Here is a 19,033-nt window from a genome sequence, read left to right as displayed (position 1 = left end):
CAAGGCATCGGCTTGCCCTTTCCCCGACACCATCCGCGGCCAGGTCCGGCAGCCTCGCTCTCGTCATCCCAGCGGAAGCCGGGCCGACGCGGAGATGGAATCAGAGCAGCGCCTCGATGTCCTCCGCGATCCGTTCCGGCTTGTCGGTGGGCGCGTAGCGGCGCACGACTTTGCCGTCGCGGTCGATCAGGAACTTGGTGAAGTTCCACTTGATCGCTTTCGAACCCATCAGGCCGGGCGCTTCCTTCTTCAGCCAATCGAACAGCGGCGATGCGTCGTCGCCGTTCACGTCGACCTTTGCCATCAGCGGAAAAGTGACGCCGAAGTTCACCTTGCAGAACTCGGCGATCTCCTCGGCACTGCCGGGCTCCTGCGCGCCGAACTGGTTGCACGGGAAGCCAAGCACCTCGAAGCCGCGATCGGCATTATCCTTGTAGAGCTTCTCCAGCCCTTCGTACTGCGGCGTGAAGCCGCACTTGCTGGCGGTGTTGACCACCAGCAGCACTTTGCCGAGCTTATCCTTAAGGTCGAGCGCCTCGCCGCGGTTGGTGGTGACGGTGAAATCGGCGATCGTGGTCATACGGCGAGCCTCCCTACTACTTGCGCCGGCATACCACGCGGCGAGACGTGATCATCCCGGAAAGTCGCTCCGCTCCGCCAGCGCCTCGATTTCGGCGCGCTTCAGCTTGTGATCGCCCGCCTTCTGGATGACGAAGTCATCGCGCTGCTCGGGCGGATAGGCCATGACCTGCGCCACCATCTCAGCGAGCGTGCCGCGGCGCAGGCCCTTGGCGCCGTCGAGCACGCCCTGCCCGTCATGAGCGGAGTGGATCGATGCGCGATCGTCCCACTGAATGCCCTCTTCGTGGGTCTTGGCGGCTTTGAACGTGCTGGGATGATCGGTCATGCGGTTCCTCCTTCTGCATGACCAACGTCCGAAGCGGGCGCCGGGTCCGCTACTCCAGCCGGCCCTCGTGCAGACGGAACACCCGGTCCATCTTGCCTGCAAGCCGCTCGTTGTGCGTCGCCACCAATGCCGCACTGCCTTCGCCGCGCACGAGTTCCAGAAACTGCGCGAGCACGCGGTCGGCGGTGTGCTCGTCGAGATTTCCGGTCGGCTCGTCGGCCAGCACCAGCGTGGGCCGATTGGCGAGCGCGCGGGCCACGGCCACGCGCTGCTGCTCGCCGCCCGAAAGCTGGCTGGGGCGGTGGTCGAGCCGCTGCGAAAGGCCGAGCGCGCCGAGCAGTTCGCGCGCCCTCGCGGCCGCCTCGTCCCGCCCGCTGCCCGCCACGAGTTGCGGCAGCATCACGTTCTCCTCCGCATTGAAATCGGCCAGGAGGTGGTGGAACTGGTAGACGAAGCCGAGGTGCTCGCGCCGCACGCGCGTGCGGCCGTCCGAAGGCAGCGTGCTTGCGGCAGTGCCGGCGATCTCAATCGAGCCGCCGAAGCCGCCTTCGAGCAGCCCCACCGCCTGCAGCATCGTCGACTTGCCCGAGCCCGAAGGGCCGAGCAGCGCGACGATCTCGCCGGGCTGGATCTCGAGATCGATGCCGCGCAGCACGTCGATGCGCTCGCCGCCCTGCTCGAAGCTGCGCGTCAGGTTCCTGAGGCGGACGACGGGGTTACTCATAGCGCAGCACCTGCACGGGGTCTGTGCTCGCCGCCTTGTACGCCGGGTAGAGCGTTGCGAGGAAGCTCAGCACCAGCGCCAGCGCGACGATGCCGGCAATTTCCAGTGGATCGACCCGCGCGGGCAGCATCGAGAGGAAGCGGATCGAAGGGTCCCACAGGTTCTGCCCCGTGACGACTTCGATCACCTTCACGATCTGCTGGCGGAAGGCGAGCACGAGAAAACCGAGCGCCAGCCCCGCCACGGTGCCGATCGCGCCAACCGTAAAGCCGGTCGTGACGAAGATCTTGAGCAGGCTGCGCCGGGTGGCGCCCATCGTGCGCATGATCGCGATGTCTCGCGTCTTGGCGCGCACGAGCATCACGAGGCTCGAAAGAATGTTGAATGCGGCGACCAGGACCATGAAGCTCAAGGCAAAGAACATCGCCACCCGCTCGACCTGCAGTGCTTCGAACAGGGTCGAATTGATGGTCTTCCAGTCGTTGACCACTGCGCGGCCGGCGAGATTACGCTCGATCGGCGCCATGATCTCCTCGACCCGGTCGGCGTTGGTGGTCTTGACCTCGATCATCCCGACCGTGTCGCCGAGGAGCAGCAGTCGCTGCGCTTCCTGCATCGGCATGACGACGAACTTCTGGTCGTAGTCGTAGATCCCGATTTCGAAGATCGCCGCGACGCGGTAGCCGATCTGCCGCGGCATCGTACCGAACGGCGTCGCGCGCCCTTCAGGATTGATGATCGTGATCGTCTCGCCGAGGCGAAGCCCAAGGTTTTCCGCCAGGCGCGCGCCAATCGCGACATTGCGTTCGCCTGGCTGAAGCTCCGAGATATTGCCAGCGAGGACATTGGGCGAGAGCTTCTCGATATCGCCTTGGGTATTGCCGCGCACCAGGATCGCCTCGACCCGGCCGTTGAAGCTGATCAGCAGCGGCCGCTCGATCAGCGGAGAGGCGCTGACGACGCCGGGTGTTTCGCGAATATCCTCCAGAATGGTTTCCCAATTGTCCAGCCGCTGGCCGTAGGCCTGCACGATCGCATGGCCGTTGAGCCCCACGATCTTGTCGAGCAGTTCGGCACGGAAGCCGTTCATCACGCTCATCACGATCACCAGCATCGCGACGCTGAGCATGACCACGCCGACGCTGATCCCGGCGACCAGCGCGATGAACGCCTCCCCCCGTCCCGGCAACAGGTATCGCTTGGCGATTGTTCGTTCGAAGAGGGTGAGGATCAAGGCGAGCGATCTCGTCTGTTCTGAGGTGTGGCGCAGCTTTAGGCACCCTTTCCTGTCTGCGCAATGAAATCCCCGGGGCACCCCGCAGGCCCAGGCGCCCCTTGTAATCGGGCTGCAACATCGCCATTGAGCGCCCCGAGACGCGCGCAAACCCGGATCGCATCTACATGAACCTCACCCACCCGTTCCGCGACGAGGACGGCGACAAGCTCCGCGAGGAGTGCGGCGTCTTCGGAGCCGTCAACGCCGCGGACGCCACGGCTGCGACCGCGCTCGGCCTCCACGCACTGCAGCACCGCGGGCAGGAAGCGGCCGGCATCATCAGCTTCGACGGCGGCGAATTCTACCAGCGCCGCGGCCTCGGCCACGTGGCGGAGAACTTCTCGTCCAGCGAGGCGATCGCGGAACTGCCGGGTTTCATGGCGGCCGGCCACGTGCGCTATTCGACCACCGGCGGGTCGGGCATGCGGAACATCCAGCCGCTCTATGCCGATCTGGCCAGCGGCGGCTTTGCCGTGGCGCACAACGGCAATATCTCGAACGCGGGCACGCTGCGGCAGGAACTCGTGAGCAAGGGTGCGATCTTCCAGTCGACGTCGGACACAGAGGTCATCATCCACCTCGTGGCGACCAGCCGCTACCCCACGATGATCGACCGCCTGATCGATGCGTTGCGCCTGATCGAGGGCGCCTACGCGCTGGTGGTGATGACGCCCGAGGGAATGATCGCCTGCCGCGACCCGCTGGGCATTCGCCCGCTCGTGATGGGCAAGATGGGCGATGCGGTCGTGTTCGCGAGCGAGACGGTCGCGCTCGACATCGTCGGCGCCGAGTTCGTGCGCCAGGTGGAGCCCGGCGAACTGGTGAAGGTCGATTTCGACGGCAACGTGGATTCGCTCCATCCGTTCGGCGCGCGTGGGTCGCGGCCGTGCATCTTCGAGCACGTCTATTTCAGCCGCCCCGACTCGATCTTCGACGGACGCAGTGTCTATGCCGCGCGCAAGGCGATCGGGGAGCAGCTCGCGATCGAAAGCCCGGTGGAGGCGGATCTGGTCGTGCCCGTGCCCGACAGCGGCGTGCCGGCGGCGATCGGTTATGCACAACAGTCGGGCGTGCCCTTCGAGCTCGGCATCATTCGCAGCCACTACGTCGGGCGCACGTTCATCCAGCCGAGCGACGGCGCGCGCCATTCGAGCGTGAAGCGCAAGCACAACGCCAACCGCGCGCTGGTCGAGGGCAAGCGCATCGTGCTGATCGACGATTCGATCGTGCGCGGCACGACCAGCCTCAAGATCGTGGAGATGATGCGCGAGGCGGGCGCAGCCGAAGTCCACTTCCGCGTCGCCAGCCCGCCGACCGCACATTCGTGCTTCTACGGCGTCGACACGCCCGAGCGCTCCAAACTGCTGGCGGCCCGCATGGAAATCGAGCCTATGCGCGAGTTCATCAAGGCCGACAGCCTCGCGTTCGTCTCGATCGACGGCCTCTACCGCGCCGTGGGCCATCAGCCGCGCAATGCAGCCTGCCCGCAGTTTTGCGACGCCTGTTTCACCGGCGACTATCCCACCCCGTTGACCGACCTCGCCACGCGCGAGGATCGCGAGGCGCAGCTCCCGTTCGACAAGGTCGCCTGATGCCCGACACCAAGCCTCTCGAAGGGCGCATTGCGCTCGTCACTGGCGCGAGCCGCGGGATCGGCGCGGCGACGGCAGTGGCGTTGGCGAAGGACGGCGCGCACGTTGTCCTCACCGGGCGCGACGTTCGCGCGCTCGAGCAGGTCGAGGACGCGATCCACGCCGTTGGCGGCAGCGCGACGATCGCCCCGCTCGATCTGGCCGAGCAGGACGGGGTTGCACGCCTCGCATCCGCGGTCGCGAGCCGGTGGGACAAGCTCGACATCCTGGTGATGTCGGCCGCCTACCTGCCGACGCTGACCCCCGTGACGCAGATCGAGCCCAAGCAGTTCGCGCAGGCCGTCACGACTAACCTGCTCGCGACGCAGGCCCTGCTCGCCGCATTCGACCCGCTGTTGAAGCGCAGCGGCGGCGCACGTGTCGTCGGGCTTACCAGCAGCGTCGGCTCGGAGCCGCGCGCCTTCTGGTCGGCCTACGGTTCGACCAAGGCGGCCTTCGAGTCGCTGCTCGACAGCTATGCCGAGGAAGTCCGCAAGCTGGGCGACATCCGCGTTGCGATCGTCGATCCGGGCGCGACCCGCACCGCGATGCGCGCCAAGGCCTATCCGGGCGAGGATCCCGAAACGGTCAAACATCCCGGCGTCGTGGGTGAACGCATCGCTGCGCTCGTCGCCGAGGGCTTCGAGACGCGCCACCGCGAGCGCGTGGTTAATCCCGCTTAACCCTGCTCCGTAAGTCCGCGGAAAGCAGCAGCGCCCAAGTTTCCCGAGCGCCCGCGCGCGATGCGCGGTTCAGGTTCTTTGGGAAAGGAAACCAGGCGATGACGGTCCAATCTTCCGGACGCTATGTGATCGCCGCGCAGGAGGATCGCTGCGCGCCCCGAACCAAGCTGACGATCCCCGCGCAGCTCCGCGCTTCCGGCGGCCGCGCTTTCCAGACGGTCGTCCACGATCTTTCGATCTCCGGCTTTTCCGCGGCTGCGATCAATCGCATGCATCCGGGGCAGGTGTGCTGGATCACCCTGCCCGGCCTCGGCGCGCTGCAGGCTCAGGTGATCTGGTGGGACAACTGCCAGGTCGGCTGCGCCTTTGCCGAGTTGCTGAGCCCGATCGTCCACGACAACATCGTCAGCAAGCACCGCAGCGGCGGCGTCTACCGCAGCGCCTGCTGAGAGTATCAGTCCGCCGCCGCGATTGCCTGCACGAGACCGCCCCACTGGAGCCGCAGATCGCGGCTCGACGCCACCGGCCAATTGCTGACCACGGCCACCACCAGCCGGTCCTCGGGCACGATCGTGATCGCCTGACCGAATATTCCCTGCGCGCCGTAAGCGCCGGGATAGGTCCACCACTGGTATCCGTAACCGAAGCCCGGCGTGTCGAACGCCACCTGCTTCCCGGTCGCCTCCGCGAACCAGCCCTGCGGCACGACGCCCTCCCCGCCTTCGAGCACGAATTGGCCGAAGCGCGCGTAGTCGGACAACCGGATCGACAGGCAGCAGCCGCCGATATTGCCGCCGGTCAAGTCGGTCATCCAGAACAGGTCGCCCGCGAAGCCCGCCGGATCGACGATCTTCTCCTTGGCGTAGTCGGCGAGGCTCCGGCCGGTCGCTTCCTCCACCAGCACGCCGAGCAGGTTGGTCTCCAGCGTCTTGTAGACCCACTTGTCGCCCGCCGGCGCCTCGCGCTCCAGCGTGCGCGCATAAGTCACGGCCTGCGATTCACCGGACACCGGCGCAACGTTGAGCATCTTGGCAACGTCGCTGTTCGGGTCGGTGTAGTCCTCGTTCCACTTCACGCCCGAGGTCATCGTCGCGAGCTGCTCGACGCTCACGCCTTCGTAAGCCGTTCCGGCCAGCTCGGGGATGTAGCGCGTGACGGGATCGTCCATGCTCCCGATCAGCCCGTCGGCGACCGCCGCGCCCAGCAGAGTCGAGGTGAAGCTCTTGGCGACCGAGAAGCTGGTCCAGCGCTGCTCCGGCCCGAAGCCGAGCCCGTATTTCTCGTAACGGACCTTGCCGTCGTCGATCACCATGATCCCCGCCGCGTTGCTCGAGGCGAGGAAGGCATCGACCGCCGCTGCGGTCTCGGCGGGCAGCGGCGGACCGGCGGGCAGTTCGCGCGCGTCGCCCGCACGGGTCGCCTCGACGCCCGCGAAGAAGTTCTCCATCCGCCGGAAGCGGTCGGCGCGCGTGGCGTCGTCCCAGAAGAGGACCTGCTGGTCCTCCAGCGGGATCGCTTCGGAAGGCTGGGTCGGATAGACCTCGACCCGCTCGGCGAGCGTCGACTCACCCGGCGCGCTCGCGCAGCCCGCCAGCAGCGCTGCCGCCAGCGCAATCCCGAATATCCGCATTCCCTTACCCCTCCTTGACCAGCGTAACCTGCTGAACGTCGATTCCGGCCCCGCGGAACCCCCCTTCGCAGTACATCAGGTAAAACCGCCAGAGCCGGCGGAAGCGCTCGTCGAACTCGGCCGGCAGCCGCCCCTGTCCGGCGGCCGCATCGAACCGTTCGCGCCAGGCCTTCAAGGTCGCCGCATAGTCGAGCCCGAAACTCTCGCAGAGCTCCCACCGGAGGCCGCGTTCGCGCGCGAGCTGTTCGAACTCGCTGGTGCGGATCAGCAGGCCGCCGGGGAAGACGTAGGCCTGGATGAAGTCCGCGCTCCGGGCGTAAGCCTCGAACAGGCTGTCCTTCATCGAGATGAACTGGATCGCCGCGCGGCCGCCCGGCTTCAGACAGCGCGCGATGCAGTCGAAGTAGCTCGGCCAGTATTCGCGCCCGACCGCCTCGACCATCTCGACGCTGACGATTACGTCGAAGCGCTCCTCGACATCGCGGTAATCCTGCTTGCGGAAATCGATGCCCGCGTCGTGCCGCTCGCGCGCCCAGGCAAGCTGCTCCTCCGACAAGCTGATGCCGGTGACCCGCGCGCCGGCCCGCGCGAAGAAGTCCGACAGCCCGCCCCAGCCGCAGCCGATCTCGAGCAAGGTCTCCGGCGTGCCGACCCGTTCGGCGAGGCGCGCCCACTTGCGTCGCTGTGCCGCCTCCAGGTCGTCGCCCTCGCTCCAGATCGCCGAGGAATAGCTCATCGTCGGATCAAGCCAGGCGGCGTAGAAGTCGTTGCCGAGGTCGTAGTGCGCGTGAATGTTGCGCTCGGCACCTTCGGGCGTGTTGCGGTTCATCCAGTGCGCGAGCCGCGCGGCCCAGCGGAACGGCCCCCGCGCGCGGCCGGTATCGCCCAGGGCGTCGCCATTGGCCATGAACAGGGCGAAGAGCGGCACCGGATCGGGGCTGTCCCACTCGCCGGCTTCCCAGGCCTGATACCAGCCGATCGAGCCATTGGTGGCGAGCCGCATGAGCGCGCGCCAGTCGTGGATCGTCACCTCGGCATCGAAGCCGGGCGCCCGTCCGCCGACCACCCGCGTGGTGCCGTCAGGCAGGCGGCCGGTAATCGACCCGCTCTCGAGTCCCGCGTCGACGCGATCGAGAATCTTGTGGAACCCCGGCGCGAACAGGCGCGCAAGCAGGCCAGGGCTGCGCTCGAACCGCGCGCCGCCAGTGAGGAGGGTTTCGCCCCTGCCTATCCCCTCTGCCTTCATGCCGTTCCTATGGACCGGGGGAAACGGCGGTTCAAGCATGAGATCCGGCGCGAACGGCAGTGCGCATTTCCGCGGGATCGTGCGACCATCGGCGTGTTACGGGAGGGGGAGCCACGATGAGCAATCCGTTGATACGCAATGCCCTGGCGGTGGTGGCCGGGCTGGTCGACGCCATGATCGCGATGGCGATCGTCCAGACGATCGGCGATGCGGTGCTGCCTCCCCCGCCCGATCTCGCCAGTGTGGAAGATCCGGCGCAGGCGATGGAACTGATCCCGGTCGAGGCGCGGATCGCCGTCGCGCTCGCATGGTTTCTCGGCGCGCTGGCGGGCGCCTGCGCCGCGATTGCGGTTTCGCGGCGCGTGCTCCCCGCATGGATCGTGGGGCTCCTGATCGCGCTGCTCGGCGTGTGGAGCACGCGGATGGTTCCGCATCCCGACTGGCTGCTTGCGGCGAGCGCCGTCCTGCCGCTCGTGGCCGTGCTCTTCGCCAAATGGCTGATGATCCGGCGGATCGAGGCAGTCTAAGGCCCGCAAGGGGGAACGGCCCATCCGGCCGCGGGTTGCCCCAGCAATGGACGAGTTCCCCCGCGACGCGCATCACCTTCCGGCAGAGACGGTCCGCCTGCCGGAGCGCGGGTTCACGATCGACCGGCGCAAGGCGCTGGTCGCCGGCGCTCTGTGCTGGACGGGCTTCGCCATCGTCGTCTGGCTCGTCGCGAACGGACGTACGGAGGCTTTCGACCGGGTTGGGCTGCTGTCAGGACGCACCGGCACCGAGTTGGCGCTCGTCGGGCCGGAGCTGGTGCGCGAGATCGTGCGCGACATCACCGCGCTCGGCGGCGTGTTCCTGCGCAACCTGTTCGCGATCGGCGCGGTCGTCGCGCTGCTGTTCCTCCGGCTGAAGCGCGAGGCGGTGCTCTTCGCGATGACAGTCGCGGCGGGCTGGCTGGTCAACTCGGGCCTCAAGGCGCTCGTCGGGCGCGAGCGGCCGCAGATCGTCCCGCACCTGATGAACGCCGGCGGCGAGAGCTTCCCTTCGGGCCACAGCTTCAACGCGGCCGTGGTCTATATCGCCATGGCCCTCGCCTTCGCCGCGCTGAGCCGCCGGCAACCGGTGCGCTTGATGCTGGTCGGCGCGGCAATGCTGATTTCCGCCATGGTCGCCTGGAGCCGCGTGATGCTCGGCGTCCATTTTCCGAGCGACGTGGTCGCCGGCTGGCTCGGCGGCGCCGGCTGGGCCTTCATGGCCGCAGCGCTGCTCTACCGGCCTGCAAAGGCGGCGGCGGAGAGCGACCAGTTTGCCCTGCCCGTCAGGAAAGCGGCTCGCACCTCACATCGGGCAACGCGACACTGAAGCGATCCCGCGCACGCGGATCGTAGAAGCGCGCGTCGCGGATCACCACGGAATCGTCCGGCGCACGCTCGGCGAACGGCGCTCGGGACCAGAATAGGAAGGCGGCAAGCTGAGCGTCGCCACTCGCGGCGGCACGAACCGGCCCCAGCGCGCAGTCGCCCACTGGCTTGCCGTCGATCCGCCATCTGTTCGGTCCCTCCGGCACGATAACTTCGCGCCCCCAGAACGCGAGCAACTGCGGACTCGCGATCGCAGGCTGCGCGGACTGCGCCAGTTCGACCCAGCGGGTCACGCCATGATTGGCCGCCGCATAGAGAAACGTCGCCGCCAGTGCGACCTGCGCAGGCATTCTCCAATTGCGGCCTAGCCGCTCGCGCCTGAGCGAGAGCCACGTCGCCAGTCCCATCAACGCCCACAGCCACAGGTCGATGATGAACAGCGTGTCGCCGTAGAACCAGCGGCTCGAGAACGGCTCGAGCAGGCGGATGCCATAGCTGTTCAGCCAGTCGAGCGCCGGGTGCGACAGGCAGGCGATGAAGCTGAGCGCGTAGAGCCAGCCGAAATGGACCGGCAGTCGCTTCTCCGGCCGCCGCCCACGGCTCGCCTGCCATCGGTCGAACCACCAGAGCAACCCTGCAAGGATCAAGGGCAGCAGCACCCAGGCGATCGGGCCATGCGTGATCCCGCGCCGAAACCCGAGATGTTGCACCCCGTCGAGCCAGAAGAAGCACGCCGCGTCGACGTCCGGCAGGTTCGCGCCGATAATCAGCGCCGGCATCGCCAGCCCCGTCTTCCGCTTGAGCCCCGCCTGCCCGATCAACGCCCCGACAAGGCTGTGAGTGATGTTGTCCATCAGTTGTTTCGCGCAACAGCCGGCGACAAGGCCAGATTTTCTCGCACTAAGGCACTAAGGCACAAAGAGGTCATTCACTGCTCCACCCACTGTGATAGTCGTTGGCGATGCGCTGAACGCCGCCTTTGAACGTCGTGAGGCCGAAGTTCATGAGGATACCCAACCGCAACCCAGTCAGACGCAGGTAGGTGATCACCTGCTTTGCATGAATCGGCGCGTGGCGTTCGGTTGACTTAAGCTCGATGAGCAAGCGATTTTCGACGATGAGGTCGGCCCTGAATGCGTTGTCTACGACAACGCCTTTATACCTGATGGGAACCGCAACCTGGCGAGCGACGCGCAAGCCTCTTTCAGCGATCATCTGCGCTAGGACAACTTCATAGACGCTTTCGAGCAGACCCGGGCCAATATCCATATGCAACCGGTATCCGCAATCGACGGCTGCGCGCGCCAGGTGCTCCAGCTCGTCGTCGCGCGGCATCTTTGCGCCTTAGTGTCTTAGTGCGATTATCAAAACCTCACACCGGATCGGCAGCCGTTCCGCTGACGGTCCAGGTCTGGCCTTGGCCGAGGAGCTTGGCGAGGTCCGCGGTTTTGCCCTCGCTCGCCTTCGCACGCTCTTCGATGACGGCGGTTTCGAAGGTCGGGCGCGGGTCGTCGTAGAGGACGCCGAGGGCCATGGGGAACGGGCCGAACGGCATTTCGACCAGCATGTGTGCGATCGAACGGTTGGTGACGTCGTGCACCAGCACCTCGGCCGCCTGCCAATCGCCATCCACCACGTCGACCACCTTGAGCTCCAGACGGTCGCGATCGAGCGCGATGCCCCTGGTGCCGCCAGCGAACAGCATCGGCGCGCCGTTCTCGAGCCAGAGCTGCCGGTCCTCGGCGCCCTTGGGTGCGGCGAAGTCGTTGAACACGTCCTTGTTGTAGACGATGCAGTTCTGGAAGATCTCGATGAACGCCGCGCCCTGGTGCGCGTGGGCGGCCTTGAGCACGTCGGGCAGGTTCTTCGACACGTCGAATCCGCGGCCGACGAAGCGCGCGCCCGATCCGAGTGCGAAGGCGGCGGGCCGCGCCGGGTGGTCGTAGGAGCCGAGCGGGGTCGAGGGCGACTTCGTACCCTCGCGGCTGGTCGGCGAGTACTGGCCTTTGGTCAGGCCGTAGATCTCGTTGTTGAACAGCATGATCTGCATGTTCACGTTGCGACGCAGCACGTGCATCAGGTGGTTACCGCCGATCGACAGTCCGTCGCCGTCGCCGGTGACCAGCCAGATGTCGAGATCGGGATTGGCGAGCTTCACACCCGTCGCCACCGCCGGCGCGCGGCCGTGGATCGTGTGGAAGCCGTAGCTTTCCATGTAGTACGGAAAGCGGCTCGAGCAGCCGATGCCGGAGATGAACACGGTGTTGGCTGGGTCCGCGCCGAGCTGCGGCAGCGTGCGCTGCACGGCCTTGAGGATCGCATAGTCCCCGCAGCCCGGGCACCAGCGAACTTCCTGGTCGGTCTCCCAGTCCTTGAGGGTGGTTTCGATCTTTACTGGGGCGTTCATAACCTACCTCGTCATCCCGGCGCAGGCCGGGATCTGGTGCAGCGAAGTTCCACGATGGGGAGAGCGGTCCCCGCTTGCGCCGTGATGGCGTGACGTGATCATTGGTTCACCGCCCCGGTGTCCGACCCCTCGCCCGGGAGCGCGGCGTCGTCGCCGTGGAAAGGGGCGTCGGGATAGGTCCCGTCGTCATGGCCGGATTCGGATATCGGCAGCTGCTGCTCGTTCGCCGGAACCTCGCCGCCTTCGTTGCCGGGAATGCCGTCGAAGTACTTGCCGATCGCTTCTTCCAGCTCGGCGATCTGGAACGGCTGGCCGCTGGTCTTGGTCAGCGGCTCGGCATCGACCAGGAACTGGTCACGCAGCACCGTCTTGAACTGGCCGGTGTTCATCTCGGGCACGAGAACCTTGTCGAAGCCCTTGAGCAGCGCGCCGAGATTGGCCGGCAGCGGCCAGATGTGGCGCACGTGGATATGGCTGACGTCCAGACCCTTGCGCCGCGCGCGGCCCACCGCCTGGTGGATCGGGCCGTAGGTCGAGCCCCAGCCCACCACCGCGAGCTTGCCGGTCGCCTCGCCGAGCGCAACTTCCTGGTCCGGCACCGCGACGTCCTCGACTTTCGCCTTGCGGGCGTCGGTCATCCTCTGGTGGTTGTCGGGCGAGTAATCGATGTTGCCGGTCAGCTCGTGCTTCTCGATGCCGCCGATGCGGTGCAGCAAGCCCGGCGTACCCGGCTTGATCCACGGCCGCGCGCCCTTCGCGTCGCGCTTGTAGGGCAGCAGCTGGTCGCCGTCGTTCTTCTCGGTCAGGAATTGCACCGGGAACTTCTCGTAGCTCGCCGGATCCGGCACTTTCCACGGCTCGGCCGCATTGGCGATGTAGCCGTCGGTCAGCAGCATGACCGGGGTCATGTACTGGACCGCGATGCGGCACGCCTCAATCGCGCACTCGAACGCGTCGGATGGACTGCGGGCAGCGATCACCGGCATCGGCGCATCGCCGTTGCGGCCGTAGACCGCCTGGTACAGGTCGCTCTGCTCGGTCTTGGTTGGAAGGCCGGTGGACGGCCCGCCGCGCTGCGAGTTGACGATCACCAGCGGCAGCTCGGTCATGATCGCCAGGCCCATCGCCTCGCCCTTGAGCGCGATGCCCGGGCCCGACGACGAGGTGACGCCCAGTTGTCCGGCGTAACTCGCCCCGATCGCGGCGCAGATGGCGGCGATCTCGTCTTCCGCCTGGAAGGTGGTGACGCCGAATTCCTTGAGCCGCGTGAGGTGGTGCAGGATCGCGCTCGCCGGCGTGATCGGATAGCCGCCGAAGAACATCGGCAGCTCAGCGAGCTGCGCGCCCGCGACGAGGCCGAGCGAAACCGCCTCCGCCCCCGTGATCGTGCGGTACAGACCCGGCGCACTGGCCACCGGTGCAATGTGAAGCTGCTTGAGCGGGCCCGAAAGCTCCGCCGTCTCGCCGTAAGCATGCCCCGCATCGAGCGCGGCGATATTGGCGTTCGCGATGTCGGGCTTGGTCTTGAACTTGGCCCGCAGCCACTCGTGCAGCGGCTCACGCGGACGGTCGAACATCCACAGCGCAAGGCCGAGGGTCCACATGTTCTTGCTGCGCAGCGCGTCCTTGTTGCCGAGGCCGAACGGCTTGACCGCCTCGACCGTCAGCGCGCTGATGTCGAACGCGAGCAGGTCGTACTTTGCAAGGCTGCCGTCCTCGAGCGGATTGCTCTCGTACTTCGCCTTGTCGAGGTTGCGCTTGGTGAACTCGCCGGTGTCGGCGATGATCAATCCGCCCGGCTTCAGTGCCGCTAGGTTCACCTTGAGTGCCGCTGGGTTCATCGCCACGAGCACGTCCGGCGCATCGCCCGCGGTGTTGATCTGGCGGCTGCCGAAGTTGATCTGGAAGGCGGAAACGCCAAACAGTGTGCCCTGCGGCGCGCGGATTTCGGCCGGAAAGTCGGGGAACGTCGCAAGATCGTTGCCCGCGAGCGCAGTGGAGAGCGTAAACTGCCCGCCCGTGAGCTGCATGCCATCGCCGGAGTCTCCGGCGAAGCGCACAACAACGGCATCGGGGTTTTCCGCTTCCAGCGGCGTGTCGGCGGCTTGGGTAGCCATCGGAATTCCTTTTCAGGCGCCGCACTTGGCGGTGCACTCGTCTACGCTGCGGCACCTATGTATCCGCCCCAACGCCCGCAATGAAGTTTTTCTCCCCCGGGTGAAAAATGTCGAGTGGAAAAGCACCGGCTGCGCGCTAGGATTGCGAAAAGCAACCGATTGGGGGAGGGGACATTGGCCGATACCGAACATTACGTGCGCGAGGATGTGCGCGGATTTCTCGACATGCTCGAGCAGATGGGCCGTCCCGGAGTCGAGGAGCTGCCGGTCGAGGAAGGCCGAGAGGGGATGCGAATGCTTGGCACGCTGGCGGAGGCCGAACCGCGCCCCCTCGCCGTGATCCGCGACCTCGCCTGCCCTGGACCTGCGGGGGATATTCCACTGCGCTTCTACGACACGAAGGAGACTCGCGCGCCGGGACCCTGCGTCGTGTTCATCCACGGCGGCGGGTTCACGATCGGCGACCTCGAGGTCTACCATTCGCTCTGCACCGAAATCTCCCACCAGCTCGACCTGCCGGTGGTATCGGTCGATTACCGCCTCGCGCCCGAGCATCCCTTCCCCGCCGCGCCCGACGACTGCGAGGCGGCAGCGCGCTGGATCGCGTCGAGCCCGGACGCGCTGGGGCGGCAGTTCACCGGCCTCGTCATCACCGGCGACAGCGCGGGCGGCAACCTGACGATCGTCACCGCGAACGAGCTTTGCGCGCGGCCCGCCGGGGTGCCGGTGATCGTGCAGGCGCCGATCTATCCGGTGGCGGACGATGTGCGCCAGCACCAGAGCCTCAAGGACTTCTTCGAGGGCTTCTTCCTGACCGGCGCGGCGATGGCATGGTTCACCGACAACTACGGCGGCGATCCGAGCGATCCGCGCCACACGCCGATGGCCGGCGACTGCTCAGGCGCGCCGCCCACCGTCCTGTGCACAGCAGGGCTCGACCCGCTGCGTGACTCGGGCCGCAGCTATGCCGCGCACCTTATCCGGCAGGGGACGGAGGTCTGCTATCTCGAGTTTCCCGGGATCATTCATGGCTTTACCACCTTGCGCGAGGCGATCCCGAGCGGGCAGAAGGACCTCGATTCCTTCCTCGCCGCGATCAGGCTGATGCTCGAGCGGCACGCAAGTTAAGGCACGAAAGCACATGGACGAACTCGGCTACCGCCCCTGCGTCGGGGTCATGTTGGTCAACGCCGACGGCAAGGTCTTCGTCGGCCGCCGCATCGACAACAAGGAAGGCGACTGGTGGCAGATGCCGCAGGGCGGCGTCGACGAGGGCGAAGACCTCGTGGCTGCCGCACTGCGCGAGCTGGCCGAGGAGACAGGTGCGCGGGCCGAGCATGTCTCGATCCTCAAGCGGATGGAGGAGCCGGTCCGCTACGACCTGCCGGAGGAGCTGATGGGCAAGCTCTGGGGCGGAAAGTACCGCGGGCAGGAACAGGTCTGGTTCCTCGCCCGCTTCGGCGGCAGCGATACGGACATCGACCTCGAAGCCCACGACCCGCCGGAATTCTGCGACTGGAAATGGGTCGAGCCCGAGCAGCTTCCCGAACTGATCGTGCCGTTCAAGAAGCGCGTCTATCGCGCGGTCGTGGAAGCGTTCCGAGAGTTGGTGTAGTGCGCCGCGCGAACTCCCGCGCGAGCGGCGCTCGCTAGACGATCAATTCTGCTGCGATACCTGCGCTTCGGGCATGATCGCCTCGGCCGTCAGCACCGGCGCGGTGGGCCCGCGCTGGATCGATGCGGCGAGTTCGCGGGTCTCGGGACAGCCCTCGCCGCACATGCTCTTGAGCTTCGCCAGGTTGGCCTTCGCCTTCTCGACGGCGCCTTTCTCCAGCAAGGCTTCGCCTTCGCCGGAAATCGCCGCGAGATTGCCCGGATCGCGCGCCAGCGTTTCGCGGTAATAGTGGATCGCCTTGCCCTGCAGCCCCTCGGCACGCGACGCCTGAGCGAGATCGAGGAAGATAGGCGTATAGCCGGGATCGACTGCCAGTGCGGCTTCGAACGCGTCGATCGCGCGCTGCGGCTGGTCGGCGGCGAGTGCCGCGCGACCTTCCGCAATCAGCGCCGCCGCGCGCGGGTCGGCTTCGCGTTCCGCTCCCATCCCGACGCTTGCAGTAAGCGCAACGGCCAGCGAAAGGGCAACGGCTGCGGGGGCAAAACGCATGATCAACTCCTGGTAGGCCCGGGCACTTGCAGATGGTTCCTCTGCCATAGTGCCGCCGGTTAACACGGCAAGGCTGCACGCGCGATGAAAAATCCGTCTGTATTGTCGTGGAATGGCGTCAGGCGCACGCCGCTCCCCCGTTTCCGGCCAAGGGGAAGATCGGGCGGGTCGGCGCGCCATTCGGGGTTATCGGCAAGGAAACGCGCGATGCGGTCCGCGCCCTCGATGTCGAGCAGCGAACAGGTGACGTAGACGATCCGCCCGCCCGGCCGCACGAGCTGCGCAGCAAGGCCGAGCAACCGGTCCTGCGTCTCCGCGAACCGCGCGAGTTGCGCCTGGTCCAGCCGCCAGCGCGCCTCGGGATTGCGGCGCCATGTGCCGGTGCCCGAGCATGGCGCATCGACCAGCACCGCGTCGGCCGCGCCCGCAAAGCGTTCGAGCGCCTCCATCTCGCGGCCCGGGTTCAGCAGCAGCGTCTCGATCATTCCCGCGCCTGCCCGTTCGGCCCGCGGTGCAAGGTTCGTCAGCCGCGCGCGGTCCGTATCGCTTGCGATCAGGGTGCCGCGGTTCTGCGTTGCAGCGGCCAGCGCCAGCGTCTTGCCGCCCGCCCCCGCGCAGAGGTCGATCACCGTCTCCCCCGGCTGAGCCTCCACGGCCATGCAGGCGAGCTGGCTGCCATGGTCCTGGATCTCGACCAGCCCCTCGCGGTACGCGGGCCACTGATCGACCGAAGTGCCCGCCGGAAAGCGCAATGCGTTCGGTGCGGCGAGCGGTTCGCCCTGTTCGGGCAGGTCGATATTTTCGCGGCCTGCCTTGAGCGTGTTGATCCGCAGATCGAGCGGGGCGCGGTCCAGCAGGGCCGCGGCCTCATCTCCCCCGACATCGGAGCCCGCGAGCGCCTCGACCAGCCATCGCGGCGCGAGACCGGGTTCCGCACCGACTTCGCCGATGGCGAGCGGTGCCGGGCCATGGGGCGAGCCGTCGAAAAGCTGCAGGATCGCTTCGTCCTCGGCGCCCAGCGCGATCATCGCCGCACGGCCGCTGGACGGGACCGGCCCGCAAACGCGGATCGCCCGATAAACGAGCTCGCGCACCGCGCGCCGGTCCTTGCTCCCGGCATAGCGGCGCTGGCGGAAGTAATCGGCGATCAACCGGTCCGCCGGCGCGCCCTTACCTCGTGCTGCAACGATGACGGCATCGAGCAGTTCGATCGCGGCCTGCACCCGCGCGGCGGGGGTCATCTCTCCCCCTCCTCTTCAGAGGAGGGGGTCGGGGGAAGGTGGCACGACGCAAAGCGGCGCGCCGTGCTTCGGCACCACCCTGCTGCGACTAGGCTCGCTACCCCTCCCCTGAAGAGGAGGGGCGTGCCAGGCTCAACGCGTCGGATAATTCGGCGCCTCGCGGGTGATGGCGACGTCGTGCACGTGGCTCTCGCTCAGCCCTGCGTTGGTGATGCGGACGAACTTCGCGCGCGTGCGCAGATCGCCAATCGTGGCGCTGCCGGTATAGCCCATCGCCGCCTTGATGCCGCCGACGAGCTGGTGGATCACGTCCGCCGCGGGCCCCTTGAACGGCACCTGCCCCTCGATCCCCTCGGGCACCAGCTTCATCGCCGAGACGTCCTGCTGGAAGTACCTGTCGGCACTGCCGCGCGCCATGGCGCCGACGGAGCCCATGCCGCGGTAAGCCTTGTAGCTACGGCCCTGATAAATGAAGGTCTCTCCGGGGCTCTCGGTCGTGCCGGCGAGCATCGAGCCGACCATGACGGTCGAGGCGCCCGCCGCCAGCGCCTTGGCCGCATCACCGCTCGTCCGCAGGCCGCCGTCGGCAATCACCGGAACGCCCGACTTCGCCGCTTCCTCCGCACATTCCATGATCGCGGTGAGCTGCGGCACGCCGACGCCCGCAACGATCCGCGTGGTGCAGATCGAGCCCGGGCCGATGCCGATCTTCACCGCATCCGCGCCCGCGTCGATCAGCGCACGTGTCGCTTCCGCCGTCGCCACATTGCCAGCGACGATCTGGACCGAATTCGAGAGAGTCTTCGCCCTCTCCACGGCGCGTGCGACGTCCTTGTTGTGGCCGTGCGCAGTGTCGATGATCACCACGTCGACTTCCGCGTCGACCAGCGCCTGCGTCCGCTCGAAACCCTTGTCGCCCACGGTCGTCGCCGCTGCGACGCGCAGGCGTCCGCTGACATCCTTGGTCGCATTGGGATAGTTTACGGCCTTCTCGATGTCCTTGACCGTGATCAGCCCGATGCAGCGATAGTCGTGGTCGACCACCAGCAGCTTTTCGATCCGCCGCTGGTGCAGCAGGCGGCGCGCTTCGTCCTGCCCGGTGCCGAGCGGCACGGTGGCGAGATTGTCGGTCGTCATCAGTTCGCGCACCGGCTGCTGCGGGTTCTCGGCGAAGCGCACGTCGCGATTGGTCAGTATGCCGACCAGCGTGCCCCCGCGGTCGGTCACGGGAATGCCGCTGATCCGGTGCTGCGTCATCAGCGCCTGCGCCTCGCCCAGTGTCGCGTCGGGCGAGATGGTGATCGGATTGACCACCATGCCGCTCTCGAACCGCTTGACCGCGCGCACCGCGGTGCACTGCTGCTCGATGGTAAGATTGCGGTGGAGCACGCCGATCCCGCCGAGCTGTGCCATGACGATTGCCATGTCCGCCTCTGTCACCGTATCCATCGCGGCGGACAGCACGGGGATATTGAGCGCGATGTCGCGCGTCAGCCGCGTGCTCGTGTCCGCCATGGATGGGAGGATGTCGCTTTCGGCCGGACGCAGGAGCACGTCGTCGAAGGTAAGGCCGAGGGGGATGTCGATCGAAGCCACGTAAAATCTTTCGCCGGGAGAATCGTGGCGGCCCATGTAACCGCATGTACCGGCCC

The 19,033-nt window shown here is 67.0% G+C and carries 20 protein-coding genes; 7 read left to right on the top strand and 13 right to left on the bottom strand.

All coding sequences use genetic code 11. The annotated features are described in order from the left end of the window. Positions 1-100: 100 nt before the first annotated feature. From AC3A5N_RS05775 to AC3A5N_RS05760, 4 genes are read right to left on the bottom strand one after another with little or no spacing between them, the layout of a single operon-like run. Positions 101-580 carry a glutathione peroxidase gene (locus AC3A5N_RS05775; protein ID WP_487736369.1) on the bottom strand — a complete coding sequence of 160 codons (480 nt, stop codon included), beginning with the start codon at positions 578-580 and terminating at the stop codon, positions 101-103. 51 nt (positions 581-631) lie between these two features. Further along, positions 632-907 carry a hypothetical protein gene (locus tag AC3A5N_RS05770; protein ID WP_487736368.1) on the bottom strand — a complete coding sequence of 92 codons (276 nt, stop codon included), beginning with the start codon at positions 905-907 and terminating at the stop codon, positions 632-634. A 49-nt stretch (positions 908-956) separates the two neighbouring features. Further along, positions 957-1,631, bottom strand: coding sequence for an ABC transporter ATP-binding protein (locus AC3A5N_RS05765; protein WP_487736367.1), 675 nt, complete (start codon positions 1,629-1,631; stop codon positions 957-959). Next, positions 1,624-2,865, bottom strand: coding sequence for a lipoprotein-releasing ABC transporter permease subunit (locus AC3A5N_RS05760; protein ID WP_487736366.1), 1,242 nt, complete (start codon positions 2,863-2,865; stop codon positions 1,624-1,626). Before AC3A5N_RS05760 ends, AC3A5N_RS05765 begins: the two co-directional genes overlap by 8 nt. Before the next feature lie 167 nt (positions 2,866-3,032). Between AC3A5N_RS05760 and purF the strand changes: the two genes are divergently transcribed. The 3 genes from purF to AC3A5N_RS05745 all read left to right on the top strand — a co-directional run bounded on the left by purF (position 3,033) and on the right by AC3A5N_RS05745 (position 5,670). After that, positions 3,033-4,499, top strand: coding sequence for an amidophosphoribosyltransferase (gene purF, locus AC3A5N_RS05755; protein ID WP_487736365.1), 1,467 nt, complete (start codon positions 3,033-3,035; stop codon positions 4,497-4,499). Continuing rightward, positions 4,499-5,221: an SDR family NAD(P)-dependent oxidoreductase gene (locus tag AC3A5N_RS05750; protein WP_487736364.1), complete on the top strand. Its 723-nt coding sequence runs from the start codon at positions 4,499-4,501 to the stop codon at positions 5,219-5,221. The genes purF and AC3A5N_RS05750 overlap by 1 nt, the downstream gene beginning before the upstream one ends. A gap of 98 nt (positions 5,222-5,319) precedes the next feature. Beyond that, positions 5,320-5,670, top strand: a complete 351-nt coding sequence (locus AC3A5N_RS05745) for a PilZ domain-containing protein (protein WP_487736363.1) — start codon at positions 5,320-5,322, stop codon at positions 5,668-5,670. A 5-nt stretch (positions 5,671-5,675) separates the two neighbouring features. Here AC3A5N_RS05745 and AC3A5N_RS05740 read toward each other — a convergent pair whose 3' ends face one another. Both AC3A5N_RS05740 and AC3A5N_RS05735 read right to left on the bottom strand, forming a co-directional pair. Beyond that, positions 5,676-6,851: a serine hydrolase domain-containing protein gene (locus AC3A5N_RS05740; RefSeq protein WP_487736362.1), complete on the bottom strand. Its 1,176-nt coding sequence runs from the start codon at positions 6,849-6,851 to the stop codon at positions 5,676-5,678. A 4-nt stretch (positions 6,852-6,855) separates the two neighbouring features. Then, entirely contained in the window at positions 6,856-8,097 is a 1,242-nt protein-coding gene (locus AC3A5N_RS05735) for a class I SAM-dependent methyltransferase (protein WP_487736361.1), read from the bottom strand. Between the two features lie 116 nt (positions 8,098-8,213). Between AC3A5N_RS05735 and AC3A5N_RS05730 the strand changes: the two genes are divergently transcribed. Together AC3A5N_RS05730 and AC3A5N_RS05725 are read left to right on the top strand one after the other, a co-directional pair. Next, a complete protein-coding gene (locus AC3A5N_RS05730) occupies positions 8,214-8,624 on the top strand; it encodes a hypothetical protein (RefSeq protein WP_487736360.1) in 411 nt (136 codons plus the stop codon). Between the two features lie 46 nt (positions 8,625-8,670). Then, positions 8,671-9,453 carry a phosphatase PAP2 family protein gene (locus AC3A5N_RS05725; RefSeq protein ID WP_487736359.1) on the top strand — a complete coding sequence of 261 codons (783 nt, stop codon included), beginning with the start codon at positions 8,671-8,673 and terminating at the stop codon, positions 9,451-9,453. Here the strand turns inward: AC3A5N_RS05725 and AC3A5N_RS05720 are convergent. The 4 genes from AC3A5N_RS05720 to AC3A5N_RS05705 form a co-directional block, all read right to left on the bottom strand. Next, complete coding sequence (locus tag AC3A5N_RS05720; RefSeq protein WP_487736358.1) at positions 9,410-10,306, bottom strand: metal-dependent hydrolase; 897 nt, start codon at positions 10,304-10,306, stop codon at positions 9,410-9,412. The genes AC3A5N_RS05725 and AC3A5N_RS05720 overlap by 44 nt on opposite strands. A 70-nt stretch (positions 10,307-10,376) precedes the next feature. Continuing rightward, positions 10,377-10,787 carry a GxxExxY protein gene (locus AC3A5N_RS05715; protein ID WP_487736357.1) on the bottom strand — a complete coding sequence of 137 codons (411 nt, stop codon included), beginning with the start codon at positions 10,785-10,787 and terminating at the stop codon, positions 10,377-10,379. A 37-nt stretch (positions 10,788-10,824) separates the two neighbouring features. Further along, entirely contained in the window at positions 10,825-11,859 is a 1,035-nt protein-coding gene (locus tag AC3A5N_RS05710; protein WP_487736356.1) for a 2-oxoacid:ferredoxin oxidoreductase subunit beta, read from the bottom strand. 98 nt (positions 11,860-11,957) lie between these two features. Further along, entirely contained in the window at positions 11,958-13,976 is a 2,019-nt protein-coding gene (locus AC3A5N_RS05705; protein ID WP_487736355.1) for a 2-oxoacid:acceptor oxidoreductase subunit alpha, read from the bottom strand. A gap of 174 nt (positions 13,977-14,150) precedes the next feature. Here AC3A5N_RS05705 and AC3A5N_RS05700 point away from each other — a divergent pair, with 174 nt between their 5' ends. Beyond that, the gene (locus AC3A5N_RS05700; protein ID WP_487736354.1) at positions 14,151-15,104 is read left to right on the top strand and encodes an alpha/beta hydrolase; all 954 of its coding nucleotides are present in this window, start codon (positions 14,151-14,153) and stop codon (positions 15,102-15,104) included. A gap of 13 nt (positions 15,105-15,117) precedes the next feature. Beyond that, on the top strand, positions 15,118-15,591 hold the full coding sequence (locus tag AC3A5N_RS05695) for an RNA pyrophosphohydrolase (RefSeq protein ID WP_487736353.1): 474 nt from the start codon (positions 15,118-15,120) through the stop codon (positions 15,589-15,591). A 42-nt stretch (positions 15,592-15,633) separates the two neighbouring features. Here the strand turns inward: AC3A5N_RS05695 and AC3A5N_RS05690 are convergent, their stop codons facing one another. The 3 genes from AC3A5N_RS05690 to guaB form a co-directional block, all read right to left on the bottom strand. Beyond that, on the bottom strand, positions 15,634-16,140 hold the full coding sequence (locus tag AC3A5N_RS05690) for a tetratricopeptide repeat protein (protein WP_487736352.1): 507 nt from the start codon (positions 16,138-16,140) through the stop codon (positions 15,634-15,636). Between the two features lie 59 nt (positions 16,141-16,199). Next, a complete protein-coding gene (locus AC3A5N_RS05685) occupies positions 16,200-17,381 on the bottom strand; it encodes an RsmB/NOP family class I SAM-dependent RNA methyltransferase (RefSeq protein ID WP_487736351.1) in 1,182 nt (393 codons plus the stop codon). Between the two features lie 132 nt (positions 17,382-17,513). Beyond that, a complete protein-coding gene (guaB, locus tag AC3A5N_RS05680) occupies positions 17,514-18,968 on the bottom strand; it encodes an IMP dehydrogenase (protein ID WP_487736806.1) in 1,455 nt (484 codons plus the stop codon). Between the last annotated feature and the right edge of the window lie 65 nt (positions 18,969-19,033).

The sequence above is a fragment of the Pelagerythrobacter sp. Soil_C_18 genome, assembly GCF_057657235.1.
Note: the sequence above shows the minus strand (reverse complement) of the source record. Positions and strands in the feature narration are given on the sequence as shown.